This window comes from Actinopolymorpha sp. B17G11, from assembly GCF_040196095.1.
Taxonomy (GTDB): Bacteria; Actinomycetota; Actinomycetes; order Propionibacteriales; family Actinopolymorphaceae; genus Thermasporomyces.
Window position 1 is genome coordinate 13,491 of the sequence record NZ_JBEFTW010000056.1, and the last position, 15,559, is coordinate 29,049.

A 15,559-nucleotide genomic window follows, 5' to 3' on the forward strand; every position below is an offset into this window, starting at 1 on the left:
ATGACGACAAGGCGGCCGATGCCCACAGGGGACGACGTGCTGGGGTACTTCAACACCCTGTCGAACTGGGGGCGGTGGGGCGACGACGACGAGCGTGGCACGCTGAACCACATCACCGACGACGTTCGGCTGGCGGCGGCGCGGGCCGTGCGCCACGGCAGGAGCGTGTCGTGCGCATGGGAGGTTGCCGTGCCAGATGAGATGGAGCGGTCGACGACGACGTGCCCGTACGCCGTCGACATGCCGGGAGCCGAGGGCATGCCGGAGCGGTTCCACGCCGACCGACGGTGGGGCTTCTCCAACGAGCAGCTCGGCATCGCGTACCACGGCAACACCATCACCCACGTCGACTCGCCGTGCCACATCTTCTGGGACGGCACCATGTACAACGGGCGGTCGCACTCGCTGGTCGACGCCGCAACGGGATCGGCCTGGGCAGCCGTCACGGCGGCGGCGAACGGGATCATCACGCGTGGTGTCCTGCTGGACGTCGCGAGGGTCCGCGATGTGCCGTGGTTGGAACCGGGGGAGGGTGTGTTTCCCGACGACCTCGAGGAGGCCGAGCGTCGCCAAGGGGTTCGGGTGCGGTCCGGCGATGCGGTGTTCCTGCGGACCGGCGGCGGCCGCGCCCGACACGAGGCCGGTGCGACGCCAGGCTTCACCCAGGCCGGCTGGCACGCGTCCTGCCTGCCGTGGCTGTACGAGCGGGAGGTTGCGCTGATCGGCGCCGACACCCCTCAGGACGTTCAGCCGTCGGGGTACGAGGACGTGTTGATGCCGGTGCACGCCGTTGGCCTCGTCGCGATGGGTCTGTGGCTGCTCGACAACTGCGACCTGGAGGGGTGCGCGACGACGGCCGCCGAGCTCGGCCAGTGGGACTTCCACCTCGCAGTTGCGCCGATCCGCTTCGCCGGTACGTCCGGCAGCCCGGTCAACCCGATCGCTACGTTCTGACGCGTTCACCAGCTCCTCAGAGCCGGTACCGACCGAGTGCTGCCACGGGCAGTACCTCGCGGAGAGCCTCACCGGCGTCCCCCGGATCAGGCTGCCCCAGCGGGCAACGAGGGGTACTCCAGGCCGCTGCAGCCTCATACTCACGCGGCGGAGCCGGGCGGCGGCCGCCATTTGCATCTTCGTGGCAGAGGCCATCCGCCAGCTGGGGGTGTCGTACGGCGAGTCACGCTCCACTGCTGGGCTCGGTGGACCTGTGCTGCTGCAGTACGTCGAGGTCGCGGCAGGCATATTGGTGGTGCGCCCACTCTTCGGCGACGACGATCTCCAGGTAGTGCCGCACGGGATCGGTCGTTTCGTCGCAGATCCGGTCGAGTTCGGTTTCGGTGAGCGCATCGACGATCTCCCGCACTCGTGCCATCCGGTCCCGCCGCACTACGAGCACTTCCTCAAGGGTCGGGTCGTCAGGGTCCGGGCTGACGTCACCCCACCCCCGAACCGGGGGCCCCCACGAATAGTCTTGGGCGCCGGTGACCCAGCGAAAGACGGAACCATCGGTCACGCCCACGAGGTGGCGCAGGGTTTCCACGAAGGACCACTCGCCGTCCACTCGCTCGTGCACCATCGGCTCCGGTAGCCGCTGCGCCCGATCGACCGTGGCCGCCCACAAGCCTTCGAGGATCGACCACGCTTCGCGGAAGCCCTCGGGCGTTGTCGGCTTCATCTTGGCGTGCTCCGGGAACCTGCGCAGCTTCTCGGCCTCCACCAGCGGGGCGATCGGAATGCCGTCCCACGTGAGGCCCTCGCAGCTGCCCCAGATCTCGGTGTTGATGAAGTCGGCACCAGTGATCCGGGCGTTCTCCATCCAGATGTTGTGCATACGCGACTCGGAGAAGTCCACCTCGACCAGTCGCGAACGGCGTAGGTCGTTCTTGAACATTGCGTGCTCAGGCATACGTGGCACTGTACGAAGCGAAACTGACCACCACTATGGCCTGTTCTTCGCGTCGATGCGCGAATGCCGCCGTGGCGGTTGCCCTGCCAAGCGACACTGTGGCCGTCGCTCAGTCATCGGCGCAGCGGACGCCCTGGCTTCTGAGGAACGTGCGCACCTGAGCCGAGTGCAGGGGGAGGTGGTACACGCCCACGACGAGTTGGCGCGCCAGCGAGTCCGTCCCGGCGCCTCGGTGCCACATGGGCAGTTGTGCGGCTCCCTGATCATCGGTCAGGTCAGCAAAGAGCTTGTCGGCCTGACGCCGACAGTGGTCGACGTAGCCGAGCAGCTGTTCGCGAGAATACGTAGGCGGCACGACGTACCAGTCTTCGTCGTGCGGAGAGAACGGGGCAGGAGGTGCCCAATCCGTCTCCATGGCAGACAAGTCGGCGTCGGTGAAGAAGAGCGCGTGGTAGGCAGTTCGCCACACGGCACCCTGGGCCCGGAGCTTGCGCTCACTGACCGCTGGGTCATCGAACGGCCGCCCATCAGGATCCGTCACAGGCCCGCCGTCGGCACTTACCTCCCACATACTCGCCTCCCACAGCTCATCAGGACAACCGCGCAAGACGATCTCCATTTCGTCAAGGCTCAACCGGTACTGTGCCGCGACTGCAGAAACCCAGATCGTGGTCATCTCCAACGCTCCGTCTCATCCCGTGTCCCGGAAATGGTCAGCCCGGAACTGCCTCGGCCGCGGCGTAGCTCCGAACTGGTCGGCGACGCTACTGAAGGGAACCGGCCAGCGTGGTGTCCTGTTTGAACCAGGGAATCTGGGACATGAGGACAAGGCACCGGGAACCACGGAGCTACGGCGCCTGCCTCTACGGATAGGTGAGGCGGGCATTCCACAGCGGTCTGGGATCAGTCCGTCGCCTGCCTGCTTCGACGCTCGGCCAGATACCGGGCTATCCAGGTCGTGTTGAGTGCGGTGCCCTGGCGCTCGGTCTGTGCGGTGATCGGCTGTGCGGACGATGGGTCGACGTCCAGGAACGTGAGTACCTGCCTCGCAACGCCAGCCGGGTCGGCGTCGAGATCCTCGTACGTGACCGTGAACGGCTCGATCTCGTGCTCGTCGAACCATCGCAGCCAGGCGGTGTTGTGCTCGTCGACCATGCGGAGGAGCCCGTCGATCAGGTCGTAGTCGTAGTCGGGTTCGGGACCAGGCTCCGACCCGGGCGGCCTGTACCACACCCCGGTCAGGTGAGCCCGCGCCAACGAGACGGCCTGCGCGATCGTGTCGGCGCGTCGGATGAGAACGAACCGTAGGTCGGGGAAGGTACGCCGCAGCAGCTGGGCGGCATCCAGCCCGGAGCTGGCGGGAAGGGTGGCGAGGTTGGTGAGCAGGTCGTCGAAGTATCCCCACATCACCTTGGCGGCGAAGACCCCGTTCGTGGTCGTACCCTCAGACAACGCGGCGCGCAGGTAGTCGGGCCATGGTGACTCCGCCGGGGCCGAAGCGTCCCAACGCTTTGCCCAGAAGGCCTCGTCCCCGCGCCAGAAGTACTCCTCGGCCCGGCCGGCGACGCCGCTGGACTTGAGCAGACCGCACAGCATCGAGCTGCCGCTACGCGGTGTCCCGCATACGAGGCACGAACGGATGGGCATGGTCGTGTGCCGGCTCACAGGTCGACCTGCCTCACGTCGGTGCAGGTCAGGGCGAGCGCGGTCCACTCTGCCGTCCCCGCCGTGACCTCTCCAACTCGGACGGTCATGGGGTGGCAGCCTAGATGGGCCGATCACCGAATGCGATCGATTATCGGGAGGGCGCCGGAATGGGAAGGCCGGCGTGCAACCCGCGTGCAAGAGCGGGACCGACGGATATGGACTGCCTGGACAACGAGGCGCCTTGGCGTGCCCTGTTACGGCTGAACCAGGACTGCATGGACTGATCTGGACAAGTGAGCATGGGTTCCATATTCGTGTGCCCCCGGCCCCACCGCCTTGACAGCTACTCCCTGTGGCAGGTCTCCGGGACGCCATCAGTGCACCTGATCGGTACAGCTAGCTGCCTCCGCTGGCACCATCACGCGGATGACATCCGCGCTCACACTCCCACTGCCGGTCGTACCCGATCCGTCGAGTCCCCGCGCCCGCCAGGTACTCCTGGATGCGGTCGCAGACGACGTTCCCATACGCATGCTGCTAGACACGGGGACCTACCGCAGCTCGGTACCGCACCGAGACGCTCTTGCTGGCCGTCTCCGGCCGGAAGGTCCGGATCCGAATACGGGCGCGGGTCAACATGACGTGAGGCTTGTGCGGCTGGAGACGTTGCAGTGGGTTCATTGACGGCACGGGGACTGACGGTGAGTCTCCAGTCGCCGGACGGTGCGCCAATCTACATCGTCTTGGACAACCTGTCCGCTCACAAGGGCGCGAAGATCCGCACCTGGGCTGCTCGGAACAAGGTCGAGGTCCCCACATTTGACAGATCTGGCGCATATCGCCCACTAACACGAGCCACGCGCAAGATCGGTTCAGCCGATCTTGGAGCTTTGGTGCCACCCTGGTCACGCGGGGCTGTTCACAGCGTCTCGTTTCGGTTCAGGACGGCGTTGTGGACGGTCGGCGGGACCCGTAGCCGATCGTCGCTTCGATAGAGCGGCCGGAGGTCGTCGAACCCGGCCTCGGGCGCGCCGGTCAGTGTGGCCAGTCGGTCGTACAGAGCGATCCAGTCGCTCGGGATCTGTTCATCCGGTTCGGGCATGGCGCCCCAGACGTCCCAGGGCAGCATTTCCAGGTTGTTCAGGGCCGCGACGTCTCGTACGAGGTTGCCCGCGATCCACCAGGAGCCGAACTCACTCAGCCCAGACAGACCGAACTTGCCCGGGTCGGCCTCACCAGCGCGGCACTTCGCCCACGCGTCACCCGCGGTCAGGAAACGGTCGCGTGGCACGTCGGTGACGTCGAAGTCGATGGCGAAGATGCCGCGCTGCAGCTCATCGATCTGGGCGTCGATTAGCACCCACCGTTCGTCTGCGACGTGCCAGTACTCGCACACCCAATGATCTTCGTACGCCTCAGTCGGGAAGTACCCGCCGAACCCGCATCGCGCCCGCGCTGGCACTCCCTTGTGGCGCAACATGGTAACCATCAGCACCGTAAAGTGCCGGCAGTTGCCCGCGAGCCGCTTCTCGGGCGGACGTGGGACGGTAAGCAGGCTGTCGTCGTCGGTCAGCAGCCGCTCAACCAGCCGCTCCACGGGTCGAATGTGCACCGGGCTGCGCTGTTCATCGGTCAGCGTGATCCCGTAGGCAGGGGCGATGTGTTCGTGGACGAGCAAGCCGTGCCCGACCTTGGCCAGGGCGCCGATGTCGCTAGGCAGCCCGTCGAACAGCTCCTGGTAGCGGCCGGGGGAGGTCATCACACCCGGTTTCCGGTAGAAGTCAAGTGTTGCTGGGTCCGTGGTGAGCACGGTGGCCTCCGTTCCGTGATGGCAAGCGGTGACTCCAAAGCTCGTCCTTGCCCCAGGGACAAGGTCAAGAGTCGATGCGTACGCGCTGGTCGATCGCCATGGTCTCGGTGACAACGACCGGTGCCCGGTCCGAGCCGGGGGGCCAGATCCCGCCGACCGGCCGTGCCGGGATGATCAACGCGTTGGACGGGATCGTGCGGTCGCGGCGAAGATGGGCGGGTGGGTATACGGGCGCGTGGGGGCTCTGACAGGTCTGCTGATAGGTGTGGCGACGAGCTGCTCGCCATCGGAGCGTTTGCCCGCCGGTCAGGATTGTCGATGAAGGCGTTACGGCTGTATGACCGGTGTGGGCTGCTCAAGCCCGCCGACGTCGACCCGAACAACGGGTACCGCCGCTACCACTCCAGCCAGCTGTTCATGGCGCGGCTGATCGAGATGTTGCGCTGGCTCGACATGCCGCTCACCGATATCGCAGAGATCCTGTCCACGCCGGGCGAGCGTGCTGCGGAGATTCTCCAGACCTACTGGGACGGCGTCGAACGGCGCATCGCGGGCCAGCGCGAGCTCGTGAACCTCCTCCGGACCAGCCTCCTCGGAGGCAAAAGCCGCTTCCCGCGGTACCAGGTTCACGTGCGCCACGTGGCAGACCAACTCGTACTCACCGAGCGCTCCCGGGTGCCGCGAGAGGAACTGGAGGGTTGGGCGAGCGAAGTGAAGCAGCGTCTGACCAGCACGGCGTGGGCCTACGGAGGGCCGAGCGCGGAGCTGTTCATCGTCTACCACGGACCCGTCACCAAAAACAGCGACGGACCCGTCGAAGTGTGCGTGCCGATCCACCCCGCCCCCGCAGCCCACGACGATGCGGCGACCCGTCGCGAACCCGCCCACCGCGAGGCGTACACAACCATCACCAAAGCGCAGTTCGACCTGCCACTGATCCTGTCCGCCTATGAAGCCGTCCAGCGATGGATCAACGACCACGGACTGACCCGCACAGGACCCGGCCGAGAGGTCTACATCCCCGGCGTGGACATCAACACTGCCCATCTCCACGACCAGGTGTGTGACGTCGCCTACCCGATCGGGTAGGTCGGGCGGGCGCGACGGAAGGTGGCTGCTGGGCGACCGGCTAGCGACCAGCGTATGTCCGCTACAGGATCCCTATCCGCCGAGGTGTATCGCGAATGATCGTTACCGGACGCGGGCAGTAGTGTCTGGCGTGTGATCAGGTTCTACTGGCCGACGATAGGGCGAAGGTAGGCTCGCCGGGTCCGGGCATGGATCGAGGAGGTGCCCATGCGCATCGGTATCGGGGTTGTCCTGCTGGTTTTGGGTGCGATCCTGTATGCCGCCGATGTTGATCTGCCCCATGTCAACGACGACGCACTCGGCTTGATACTGCAGCTGGCCGGCCTTGTCGTCATCGTCATGGCGGTGATCACAAAGGTCGACCGGCCGGAGGTGGGTACGAGCATCGGCCTGTTGTTGATTGCGGCGGGCGCCATACTGGCCGTGGCCGTCCGCGTCGAGTTGCCTCACGCCGCCGCCTATGTACTCGGAAGTGCATTCGTCAGCGCAGGCGTCCTCACGCTGATCGCGACAGTGGGGGTGATCATCGGGCGGCGACGCTTGGCAAGCGGCCGCCGCACGGTGAACGTTCGGCTGGTCGAGCCTCCCGAGTCCGATGAGGGTGGCCCGATCTTGCGGCCTGATCTTGCGGTCATTTCCGATAAGGATGCGGCGAAGGCCGCCCGCTTCCGCAGCCATCCGCACGGTGCCTATCCCCCACCCAGGGATTAGCGGCGCCGTCTGCCGATGAGCTGGTGGCGCCTGAGGATGACCTCCGGCCCGCGGAGTTCGTCCGGTCTACTACCTCTGGTGAGTCCTCCGGCGCCCGTGAGCCGTAGGGGCGGGACAAATGGGCCACCCTATCGAGGGCGAAGGGCTTCCGATCATGCCTATTGGAGCCCCACACTAATTGCCCGGTACGACATGCCGCTGTACTAAGTCTTCGACCAACGCAGGCGCGCAACCTGTTCCCCTGGGTGTCATTTCTTTCGCGTTGGAGGTGGAACGCCCTTGGGTAGGAGGTTATCGGCATCGAGGAAGACCGTATCGACGATCCGAAACGCCTTAGACTTGCCGAGCATGCACTCATCGTCCGGACCGACAGTTTCATAGTAACCGACGAGTCTTAGACGGGTGCCGAAATAGATTCCAGCCTGCAAGTCGCGATTGCGAAGCCTCCTATGAAGCACCGTGAATTTGGTTCTGTGGTGAGGCCTCACTCTTACCCGCCATCCCGACGGCCAGAGCAACGGGACCCTGCTGCTGTCCTCGTCGGTGACGAGCCAGATGCATCCGTCGTCTGTAGAGCCCTGAATCTTCCCCGTCAGCTCGGATGTTGCCGAACGGGTAGGCCTGCCGGACGAAGGCAGGTCTACGATCCACTCATCGGCCCCGTGACATTCAGCCAATTGATCGCCTCTCCTCGCGCCACAACCACCGGCGATGAAAGATCGAACCCGCGCCCGACAACGCTGCAAGCAACGCTCAGCGCCAGTAGATCCGATTGTTGCATCCACATCAGGTAGCCCTTGAGCGGTTCGTGGAGTTCAAGCAGTTCATCGATGGTGGCGTGTCGTCGGCGCGGTTCAAGGGCAGGTCGGGGGAACGCGGAATCTTGTCAACTGGCGCTTCGTCGGGCTCGGAGCACGACGTCTTCGATGTGGTGGGCAGCAGAGGCGGCACCCGCCGGGCGAGGTCGCTTCTCATGAACCTCGATGTTCCATTCGGTTGAGTCGGTGAGCATAGCTGCGAAGTCGTCGACTCGTAGGTAGGCGTCTGGGTCGAACGGTCGACTGTGGGCCAGATTGCCGGTCGGCGCACGCATCGGCTCGAGGTCGTGGCTCACAACAAGGAGCGTGCCGCCGGGGGCAACGGCGTTGAGCAGGTTGCGAACACCGCGGCCATCGGGAGTGCGGGGAATCGATGCGTAATGCGCTGACACGAGGTCGAACGCTGCGGTTTCAAATGCATCGACTGCGTTCGCGTCAGCGCGGTGGCAGACGACGTGGAGAGCGCGGCGCTCGGCCTCGGCGTTGACACGGTCCAGTGCGCGTTGGGAGATGTCACTGGCAGTCACCTTCCAACCTTGTTCGGCCAGCCAGAGTGCGTCGCCGCCCTCGCCGGCGCCCACGTCGAGTGCACGGCCAGGCGCGAGTCCGCCGACCTCGTTGACGAGTGTGCCGTTCGGGTTGCCGCTCCACATCTGGTCGCCGGCGTAGCGATGATCCCAGTCGGCCTCGTTGCCTGATCGTCGGGCGTCGGCTCGGATGTCGTCGTCTGCGAGACTGAAGCTGACCATGGCACCGACGCGGCTGCCGTCGGCGGCGGCCTGCAACACCTGCTGGCTCGGATCGGTGACGTTGCCGGCGGCGTAGAGACCCGGTATCGCGGTTGCCCCGGTCGCGTCGGTCTCCACGACATCCCCGAGCCCGGACGGGTGCGCCACCGGTCGCAGACCGAGCGAGGCAAACGGTTCGGCGCGTGCCCTGAACCGAGGACCAACCACTACCGCGTCGGCGTCGATGCGTTCGTGGTCGGCCAGCTCGACGGCCGCGACGTGGCCGTCCGCGCCCGTGACGATGCGGCCCACCGGCCCGGATCGGATGTCCACGCCGGCCGCCCGAAGGACGTCGATCTCGGACTCGTCGATGCCGACAGGGTTGTGGAGCACGACGGTGAGCCGCTCGCTGAGCTGGCGAAACAACCCGACGGGGTGCAGTCCCATGGAGTGGGTGACGATCTGGACGATGCGGCGGTCGCGGACCTCGAACCCGTGGCAGAAGGGACAGTGGATGACCTCGCGCCCCCAGTGCTCGGCCACTCCGTCGATGTCCGGAAGCACGTCCACCAGACCGGTGGCGGCAATGACCCGACGGGCGACGACGAAGTGACCATCGACGAGTTCGACGCGGAAGTGGTCGTCATCGGTCCGGGTCACACGACTCACCCGACCGGCGAGGACCTCACCGCCGTAGCTACGTACCTCCTCGCGACCCACGGTGGTCAGCTCTGAAGGCGTGACCCCCTCACGGCCGAGGTAGCCGTGCATGTGCGCGGCGGGGGAGTTGCGTGCATCGCCGGCGTCGATGACGATCACCGACCGGCGCTGACGCCCGACTTGGAGCGCGGCAGCAAGTCCGGCCGCTGATCCACCGACGACCGCGACGTCACAGTGCCGTTCTATGGGACGGAAGTCTGAATCACTCATGCCCCCGGACGCTACGCCACCCTGGCGATATGTGCGAGGCTACTTGCAGTATCCGCAAACACATGGAGAGGCGATGACGGAACCCAGGGAGATCGAAAAGCTGGTTCGGACGCGGCTACGGAGTCTTCGAACCACGCTCGGCTTGTCGCTCGACGAGGTCGCCGCACGCACCAACCTCAGCCCCTCCACCATCAGCCGCGTCGAAACCGGCAAGCGGACGATCAGCCTCGACATCCTGCTGCCGTTGGCCACGGCCCTGCATGTCGACCTCGACGCCCTGCTCGACGTGCGCAGCGACGACGATGTGGTCATCCGCCCGACGCCGGACAGCACGGGCGAGCGCACAACCTGGATGTTGAGCCGACCGACCGACAGCACGACCGCGGTCAAGATGCGCCTCGAACCAACCCGCAAAGCGGCTGAGCAACGGGTCCACCCCGGTCACGACTGGTTCTTCGTCACCGAAGGACGGGTGCGCTTGTCCCTCGGCGAACGCGAGATCACCGTCGAGACCGGCGAGGCCGCCGAGTTCGCCACCATGACACCGCACGCCTTCGCAGCCATCGACGGCCCGGCCGAGCTCATCATGATCTTCGATCGAGACGGCCACCACGCCCACATCCACCGCGAAACCGGGTAGCCATCCAAGAGCGTAAGACCTCGGCGCCCCAGGGCGGCGACTGCCAGCAGGTTCTGGAACTCAGCACGTTCAGGGTGTCGAGAATGCGGCGCTGGCTCCGTCCTAGGTACACCAGTGGCCACAACGGCCAGCGCGAGGAAGGAGAACACCATGACGATTCGGCGGATGGACAACGTCGGCATTGTCGTCGACGACATCGAGGACGTCGCTGCCCGCCTGCGTACTCAAGGCGCGGAACTCGTCGGTGAGGTGACGCAGTACGAGGACAGCTACCGGCTCTGCTACGTCCGCGGCCCTGAGGGGATCTTCATCGGGTTGGCCGAGGATCTCGGCTAGCGGCCCGTCGCGGCCGACCTGCGACCCACCAGAACGATCCGCCTGGAGAGACCGAGAACGGCAACGGGAGGAACAACAATGCAACCGAACGAGATCACCGAGGTACTGAACCGACCGATCAGCCAGGAACTGTTGGCCCGCGACCTGACGCGCTTGGCCTATGTCGCCAAGGACGGCACACCCCGCAATGTGCCGATCGCGTTCGCCTGGAACGGCTCGGAGATCGTCATGTGCACGACGAAGAACGCGCCGAAGCTCCCGGCCCTACGCGACAACCCGACGGTCGCCCTGACGATCGACACCGAGGTGCACCCACCCAAGATCCTGCTCATCCGCGGCCGCGCCGAGCTGGACTACGTCGATGGCATCCCGGACGAGTATCTCCGGGCGACCAGCACCTACGAGATGACGCCCGAGCAGCGGGTCGAGTGGGAGGCGGAGGTGCGTTCGCTCTACCACGACGGCATGGTCCGGATCGTCGTGACCCCGACCTGGGCGAAGCTGATCGACTTCGAGACGACTCTGCCGAGCGCGGTCGAGGAACTGGTCCGACAGCGGGAGGAGCGTCAGCACGGCTGAGCGGCGCGCGGTCGCTCGCAGTGGGGGGATCGCCCATGCCTCGACCCCACCGCGGCACACGGGGTCTGTGAAGTCCGCCAGAAATGTCCCAGGAAAACGTCCCGGTGGGATGTCGAGAACCCGCTCCCCGCTCCGTCCCCGCAGTGAACACGGCCACAATGGGCCGTTCGCGTAAGGAGAACATGATGGCCAAGTACCTGCTGCTCAAGCACTACCGGGGTGGCCCGGCCCCCGCCGCGGAGTTCGGGCCGATTGACCAGTGGACACCGGACGAGGTCGACGCGCATGTGCGGTTCATGCGCGACTTCGCGGCCCGGCTGGAGGAGACGGGCGAGTTCGTCGACACCCAGGCGCTGGCGCCCGACGGCGCGTTCGTGCGGTACGACGGTGAGGGGCGGCCGCCGGTGACCGACGGGCCGTTCGCCGAGACCAAGGACCTGATCGCCGGGTGGTACATCATCGACGTGGAGTCGTGGGACCGCGCGGTACAGCTGGCGGGGGAGCTGTCGGCGGCCCCCGGGCCTGGCGGCAAGCCAGTCTACGAATGGCTGGAGGTTCGCCCGTTCTACGGCGAGCAGTCCACGGTCACCGAATGAACGAGTCGCTGCTGCGGGACCTGGTGCCCGCGGTGATCGGGGTCCTCGTCCGGCGTAAGGCCGACTTCGCGTCGGCCGAGGATGCCGTGCAGGACGCCCTGGTCGAGGCCGTGCGCGTGTGGCCGGACGACCCACCGCGGGACCCCAAGGGCTGGCTGGTCACCGTGGCCTGGCGCAAGTTCCTCGACGCTGCCCGCGCCGACACGTCCCGACGGCACCGCGAGGAACGCGTCGAGGGCGAGCCCATGCCCGCCCCGGGCGAGGCGGTGGACGACACGCTCCAGCTGTACTTCCTGTGCGCTCACCCTTCCTTGACACCGGCCTCGGCCGTCGCGCTCACGCTGCGCGCGGTCGGCGGCCTGACCACGCGTCAGATCGCGCAGGCCTACCTCGTGCCGGAGGCGACCATGGCCCAACGGATCAGCCGGGCCAAGCGGACCGTCTCGGGCGTCCGGTTCAACCAGCCCGGGGACGTCGCCACCGTGCTGCGCGTGCTCTACCTGGTCTTCAACGAGGGCTACTCCGGCGACGTCGACCTCGCCGCCGAGGCGATCCGGCTCACCCGCCAACTTGCGGCCAAGATCAACCATGAGGAGGTGGCGGGCCTGCTTGCGCTCATGCTGCTCCACCACGCGCGGCGCCCGTCACGGACCCGCACCGACGGCAGCCTCGTGCCCCTCGCCGAGCAGGACCGCAGCCTGTGGAACACCCGCCTGATCGCCGAGGGCGTCGACGTCCTCCAAGCGGCCCTCACCCGCGACCGCCTGGGCGAGTTCCAGGCCCAGGCCGCCATCGCCGCGCTGCACGCCGACGCGCGGACGGCCGAGGAGACCGACTGGGTGCAGATCGTCGAGTGGTACGACGAACTGCTGCGGCTCACCGACAACCCGGTAGCCCGCCTCAACCGCGCCGTCGCGGTCGGCGAGGCCGACGGCCCAAGGGCCGGACTGGTTGCCCTGGCGGAGCTCGACCCCTCCCTGCCCCGCCACACGGCGGCCGCCGCGTACCTCCACGAGCGTGACGGTGACCCAGTCACCGCAGCACGGCTCTACGCCGAAGCCGCCCGATCAGCACCCAATCTCCCCGAACGCGACCACCTCACGCGACAGGCCGCACGGCTCAACGCGCAGCTGCGCAGTTGAGCGGCGGACGGTAGGCATACACCGACGAGGGTTCCTTCACCATCTCCATACAGGTCTGGATACAGGGCTGACGCCCCGTTTCCCTCGACGGCGTCAGGGACGCCAGATGACGACCTCGACGGCACTGGCCCGCTCGGCAAAGCGGCCGTTCGGGGCTGATTTCTGCAAGAGGTGGCGCAGATCGCCTTCGAAAGCGGGGAGTTGGTCGGTGAACAAGTGCGGTGCCGAACTGGAAAGGGAGAACACCGCCGAGATGATCTCGTCGATGCTCCGGTCGGCGATCCGTTCCTCGTCGATGGTGATCCGGGTAGGGCCGGTATAACCGGCTTGTCGCATGACGGCCTCCTCGCCTCCGCGGGTGCCTTGCGGCAAGTGGCCTTGTCCGGCCCGGCGTACTGGTCCGAGATACCGGGCGACCAGGTCCTCGATCTGTTCCCACGGTGGTGGCGGGTGCGGCAGCGGGTGCTCACCGGTCACACCACGGTGCGTGGTGGCACCGACGTGGATCCAGGCCCCACCTGGGCTGAGCATGTCGCGGACGCGCCGGGCGACCAGGGGCTGATCCATCCAGTGGAACGACTGGGCGAACGAGGCGACCTGGAACGTGCCCAGGTCGGCTGGCAGGTCCTCGGCGCGCAGATGCCGCCATTCGATGGCGCCTGCCTCCGCCTCCCCGGCCCGGCGCTGTGCTTCGGCGATCATGCCGGGGTCGGCGTCGACGCCTACTGCCGAGGCGAACCGGGGTGCCAGCAGGACTGTGAGCGACCCGGGTCCGCAGCCGACGTCCAGCAGTCGCCCGGTGCCGTCGAGATCGAGTTCATTGCAAACAGCGTCGGCGAGGCTGGGCGGGTAGGGCATGCGGCCGATGCCGTAGTGGGCTGCGCTCCCGGAGAACAGCGTCTCGTCCCACGTCCATTCCTTGGCGTCCATTTCAGGATGGTACTGGCGAGGCGATCCGCGGCCGGTCGGTGATCCGACGCCACAGCTGGGCAGGTGCATTCCGCATGTGACGCCTGGAAGTAGCCGAGCACTCGGGCCGGGACCGTGAGGATGGTTGTCAAAATCCTGTGGGCAGACGCGGGGTGTAGGGCTCCTCGAGGGCGTGCATCTCGCTGTCGGTGGGCTGGATGCCCAGTGCCGCGGCGGCGTCGACCAGGTGATGTTGCTTGGTGGGTCCGACGATGGGCGCGGTGACGACGGGATTGTGGAGTACCCAGGCGAGGGCGATCTGTGCCATGGGCACGCCACGCGCTTCTGCGACCTGCTGCACCGCATCCGCGATGGGCTTGTCCTGCGCCTCGAAGAACCGACGGCCCACCGGGTCGGTGGAGGCGCGATGTGTCTGCGTGCCCCACGGCCGGGCCACACGGCCCTTGGCGAGCGGACTCCACGGGACGCTGCCCACGCCCTCGTCGGCCAACAGCCCGAACATCTCCCGCTCCTCCTCCCGCTGCATCAGGCTGTACTGGTTCTGCATGGAAACGAACCGCGTCCAGCCATGCAGGTCAGCGGTGTATTGCAGCTTCGAGAACTGCCACGCCCACATGGACGAGCCGCCGATGTACCGGACCTTGCCGGAACGTACGACATCGTGGAGGGCTTCCATCGTTTCCTCGACGGGCGTGTCCGGATCGAAGCGGGGGATCTGGTACAGGTCAACGTAGTCGGTTCCCAGCCGCGTAAGGGATGTGTCGATCTGCTCCAGGATGGCCTTGCGCGACAGCCTGAGCCGGCAGGACCGTCGTGCATCTTGAAGAACACCTTCGTCGCCAGCACGACGTCCTCCCGGCGGGTGTACTTCTCGATGGCTCGCCCGACGATCTCCTCCGAGCTGCCGTAGCCGTAGACGTTCGCGGTGTCCCAGAACGTGATGCCGAGCTCGACGGCCGCCGAAAGATCGGCTCCGCGGCGTCGTCGTCGAGGGCCCATTCGCTGAAGCCTCGGGATGGGGCACCGAAGCTCATGCAGCCCAGCGCGATCCGGCTGACCTTCAGTCCCGAGTTCCCCAAGCGCGTGTACTCCATGACACATTCCTTCCGTGACAGCTCTTGTGTACGGCGGGGCAGGAGCCGAAGTGTTCCGGCGCGGGTCCGCCGAAGTTGCGCAGTTCCTCGGGCGTCCACACGCTCACTGGCGCGGCGAACACCGCACGCTTCGTCTACCTCGACCCGGCCTCGAGGGACTTCTTCGTCGACTGGGAACGTGCAGCCGCCGACATCGCCGCGATCCTGCGGTCAGAGGCGGGGAGAAACCCGCACGACAACGCCCTCACCAACCTCATCGGCGAACTGTCGACCCGAAGCGAAACTTTCCGCACCCGATGGGCCGCACACAACGTGCGCTTCCACCGCACCGGCGTCAAGAAAACTGCGCCACCCGGTCGTCGGCGACCTCGACCTCAACTTCGAGGCCCATGGAGTTCCCCTCCGACCTCGGCCTCACACTTCTGGTGTACACCGCACTGGCCGGCACGCCGACAGCCGACGCCCTCCAGGTGTTGGCTAGTGCCTCATCCGGAAACGTTGATGACGTAATCGTGTCGTGTTGACCGGTCCGGTGGTGAGTCTGGAGGCTTGCTGCTGGAGGTGGTGATGGCTCGTAAGCCTGAGGTGTTTGTTCGGCCGTTG

General features: G+C 66.5%; 16 protein-coding genes and 2 pseudogenes. 10 read left to right on the forward strand and 8 right to left on the reverse strand.

The features are described from left to right. A complete protein-coding gene (locus ABN028_RS33000) occupies positions 1–954 on the forward strand; it encodes a cyclase family protein (protein ID WP_349331695.1) in 954 nt (317 codons plus the stop codon). 223 nt (positions 955–1,177) lie between these two features. Here the strand turns inward: ABN028_RS33000 and ABN028_RS33005 are convergent, their stop codons facing one another. The 4 genes from ABN028_RS33005 to ABN028_RS33020 all read right to left on the reverse strand — a co-directional run bounded on the left by ABN028_RS33005 (position 1,178) and on the right by ABN028_RS33020 (position 5,363). Further along, positions 1,178–1,906, reverse strand: a complete 729-nt coding sequence (locus tag ABN028_RS33005; protein WP_349331696.1) for a DinB family protein — start codon at positions 1,904–1,906, stop codon at positions 1,178–1,180. 109 nt (positions 1,907–2,015) lie between these two features. After that, complete coding sequence (locus ABN028_RS33010; protein WP_349699332.1) at positions 2,016–2,582, reverse strand: DinB family protein; 567 nt, start codon at positions 2,580–2,582, stop codon at positions 2,016–2,018. A gap of 227 nt (positions 2,583–2,809) precedes the next feature. Continuing rightward, positions 2,810–3,553, reverse strand: a complete 744-nt coding sequence (locus ABN028_RS33015; RefSeq protein WP_349331698.1) for a Stf0 family sulfotransferase — start codon at positions 3,551–3,553, stop codon at positions 2,810–2,812. A 919-nt stretch (positions 3,554–4,472) separates the two neighbouring features. Then, positions 4,473–5,363 carry a transglutaminase domain-containing protein gene (locus tag ABN028_RS33020; RefSeq protein WP_349699333.1) on the reverse strand — a complete coding sequence of 297 codons (891 nt, stop codon included), beginning with the start codon at positions 5,361–5,363 and terminating at the stop codon, positions 4,473–4,475. Positions 5,364–5,437: 74 nt separating this feature from the next. Here ABN028_RS33020 and ABN028_RS33025 point away from each other — a divergent pair, with 74 nt between their 5' ends. The 3 genes from ABN028_RS33025 (at position 5,438) to ABN028_RS33035 (ending at position 7,163) form a co-directional block, all read left to right on the forward strand. Next, positions 5,438–5,611, forward strand: a complete 174-nt coding sequence (locus tag ABN028_RS33025) for a hypothetical protein (RefSeq protein WP_349699341.1) — start codon at positions 5,438–5,440, stop codon at positions 5,609–5,611. Next, positions 5,583–6,452 carry a MerR family transcriptional regulator gene (locus tag ABN028_RS33030; RefSeq protein WP_349699334.1) on the forward strand — a complete coding sequence of 290 codons (870 nt, stop codon included), beginning with the start codon at positions 5,583–5,585 and terminating at the stop codon, positions 6,450–6,452. Before ABN028_RS33025 ends, ABN028_RS33030 begins: the two co-directional genes overlap by 29 nt. Positions 6,453–6,659: 207 nt before the next feature. Beyond that, positions 6,660–7,163 (forward strand): hypothetical protein, encoded by a 504-nt coding sequence (locus ABN028_RS33035; protein WP_349699335.1) that lies wholly within the window; start codon positions 6,660–6,662, stop codon positions 7,161–7,163. 886 nt (positions 7,164–8,049) lie between these two features. Here the strand turns inward: ABN028_RS33035 and ABN028_RS33040 are convergent. After that, positions 8,050–9,639 carry an FAD-dependent oxidoreductase gene (locus tag ABN028_RS33040; protein WP_349699336.1) on the reverse strand — a complete coding sequence of 530 codons (1,590 nt, stop codon included), beginning with the start codon at positions 9,637–9,639 and terminating at the stop codon, positions 8,050–8,052. A 73-nt stretch (positions 9,640–9,712) separates the two neighbouring features. Between ABN028_RS33040 and ABN028_RS33045 the strand changes: the two genes are divergently transcribed. The 5 genes from ABN028_RS33045 to ABN028_RS33065 all read left to right on the forward strand — a co-directional run bounded on the left by ABN028_RS33045 (position 9,713) and on the right by ABN028_RS33065 (position 12,932). Further along, positions 9,713–10,279: a helix-turn-helix domain-containing protein gene (locus ABN028_RS33045; protein ID WP_349331703.1), complete on the forward strand. Its 567-nt coding sequence runs from the start codon at positions 9,713–9,715 to the stop codon at positions 10,277–10,279. A gap of 150 nt (positions 10,280–10,429) precedes the next feature. Next, positions 10,430–10,615, forward strand: a complete 186-nt coding sequence (locus ABN028_RS33050) for a VOC family protein (RefSeq protein ID WP_349699337.1) — start codon at positions 10,430–10,432, stop codon at positions 10,613–10,615. Between the two features lie 78 nt (positions 10,616–10,693). Then, positions 10,694–11,194, forward strand: coding sequence for a pyridoxamine 5'-phosphate oxidase family protein (locus ABN028_RS33055; protein WP_349331704.1), 501 nt, complete (start codon positions 10,694–10,696; stop codon positions 11,192–11,194). 182 nt (positions 11,195–11,376) lie between these two features. After that, positions 11,377–11,790 carry a YciI family protein gene (locus ABN028_RS33060; RefSeq protein WP_502879236.1) on the forward strand — a complete coding sequence of 138 codons (414 nt, stop codon included), beginning with the start codon at positions 11,377–11,379 and terminating at the stop codon, positions 11,788–11,790. Then, on the forward strand, positions 11,787–12,932 hold the full coding sequence (locus ABN028_RS33065; RefSeq protein WP_349331706.1) for an RNA polymerase sigma factor: 1,146 nt from the start codon (positions 11,787–11,789) through the stop codon (positions 12,930–12,932). The genes ABN028_RS33060 and ABN028_RS33065 overlap by 4 nt, the downstream gene beginning before the upstream one ends. 93 nt (positions 12,933–13,025) lie before the next feature. Here the strand turns inward: ABN028_RS33065 and ABN028_RS33070 are convergent, their stop codons facing one another. Together ABN028_RS33070 and ABN028_RS33075 are read right to left on the reverse strand one after the other, a co-directional pair. Then, positions 13,026–13,862 carry a class I SAM-dependent methyltransferase gene (locus ABN028_RS33070; RefSeq protein WP_349699338.1) on the reverse strand — a complete coding sequence of 279 codons (837 nt, stop codon included), beginning with the start codon at positions 13,860–13,862 and terminating at the stop codon, positions 13,026–13,028. A 127-nt stretch (positions 13,863–13,989) separates the two neighbouring features. Next, positions 13,990–14,963 (reverse strand): annotated as a pseudogene (locus ABN028_RS33075) (aldo/keto reductase). Between the two features lie 68 nt (positions 14,964–15,031). On the opposite strand from ABN028_RS33075, the pseudogene ABN028_RS33085 reads away from it, so the two are divergent. Continuing rightward, positions 15,032–15,241, forward strand: a pseudogene (locus ABN028_RS33085) (MmyB family transcriptional regulator); the annotation flags it as partial. A gap of 49 nt (positions 15,242–15,290) precedes the next feature. Here the strand turns inward: ABN028_RS33085 and ABN028_RS33090 are convergent. Then, the coding region (locus ABN028_RS33090) for a hypothetical protein (protein ID WP_349699342.1) at positions 15,291–15,559 on the reverse strand (269 nt) is incomplete at its 5' end.

Excerpts from the sequence above, each read along its gene's own strand:
- ABN028_RS33000 (WP_349331695.1), top strand. The coding sequence starts at position 1 with ATGACGACAAGGCGGCCGATGCCCACAGGGGACGACGTGCTGGGGTAC.
- ABN028_RS33050 (WP_349699337.1), top strand. The coding sequence starts at position 10,430 with ATGACGATTCGGCGGATGGACAACGTCGGCATTGTCGTCGACGACATC.
- ABN028_RS33015 (WP_349331698.1), bottom strand. The coding sequence starts at position 3,553 with ATGCCCATCCGTTCGTGCCTCGTATGCGGGACACCGCGTAGCGGCAGC.
- ABN028_RS33045 (WP_349331703.1), top strand. The coding sequence starts at position 9,713 with ATGACGGAACCCAGGGAGATCGAAAAGCTGGTTCGGACGCGGCTACGG.
- ABN028_RS33035 (WP_349699335.1), top strand. The coding sequence starts at position 6,660 with ATGCGCATCGGTATCGGGGTTGTCCTGCTGGTTTTGGGTGCGATCCTG.
- ABN028_RS33055 (WP_349331704.1), top strand. The coding sequence starts at position 10,694 with ATGCAACCGAACGAGATCACCGAGGTACTGAACCGACCGATCAGCCAG.
- ABN028_RS33005 (WP_349331696.1), bottom strand. The coding sequence starts at position 1,906 with ATGCCTGAGCACGCAATGTTCAAGAACGACCTACGCCGTTCGCGACTG.
- ABN028_RS33065 (WP_349331706.1), top strand. The coding sequence starts at position 11,787 with ATGAACGAGTCGCTGCTGCGGGACCTGGTGCCCGCGGTGATCGGGGTC.
- ABN028_RS33025 (WP_349699341.1), top strand. The coding sequence starts at position 5,438 with ATGCGTACGCGCTGGTCGATCGCCATGGTCTCGGTGACAACGACCGGT.
- ABN028_RS33010 (WP_349699332.1), bottom strand. The coding sequence starts at position 2,582 with ATGACCACGATCTGGGTTTCTGCAGTCGCGGCACAGTACCGGTTGAGC.
- ABN028_RS33070 (WP_349699338.1), bottom strand. The coding sequence starts at position 13,862 with ATGGACGCCAAGGAATGGACGTGGGACGAGACGCTGTTCTCCGGGAGC.
- ABN028_RS33040 (WP_349699336.1), bottom strand. The coding sequence starts at position 9,639 with ATGAGTGATTCAGACTTCCGTCCCATAGAACGGCACTGTGACGTCGCG.
- ABN028_RS33060 (WP_502879236.1), top strand. The coding sequence starts at position 11,377 with ATGATGGCCAAGTACCTGCTGCTCAAGCACTACCGGGGTGGCCCGGCC.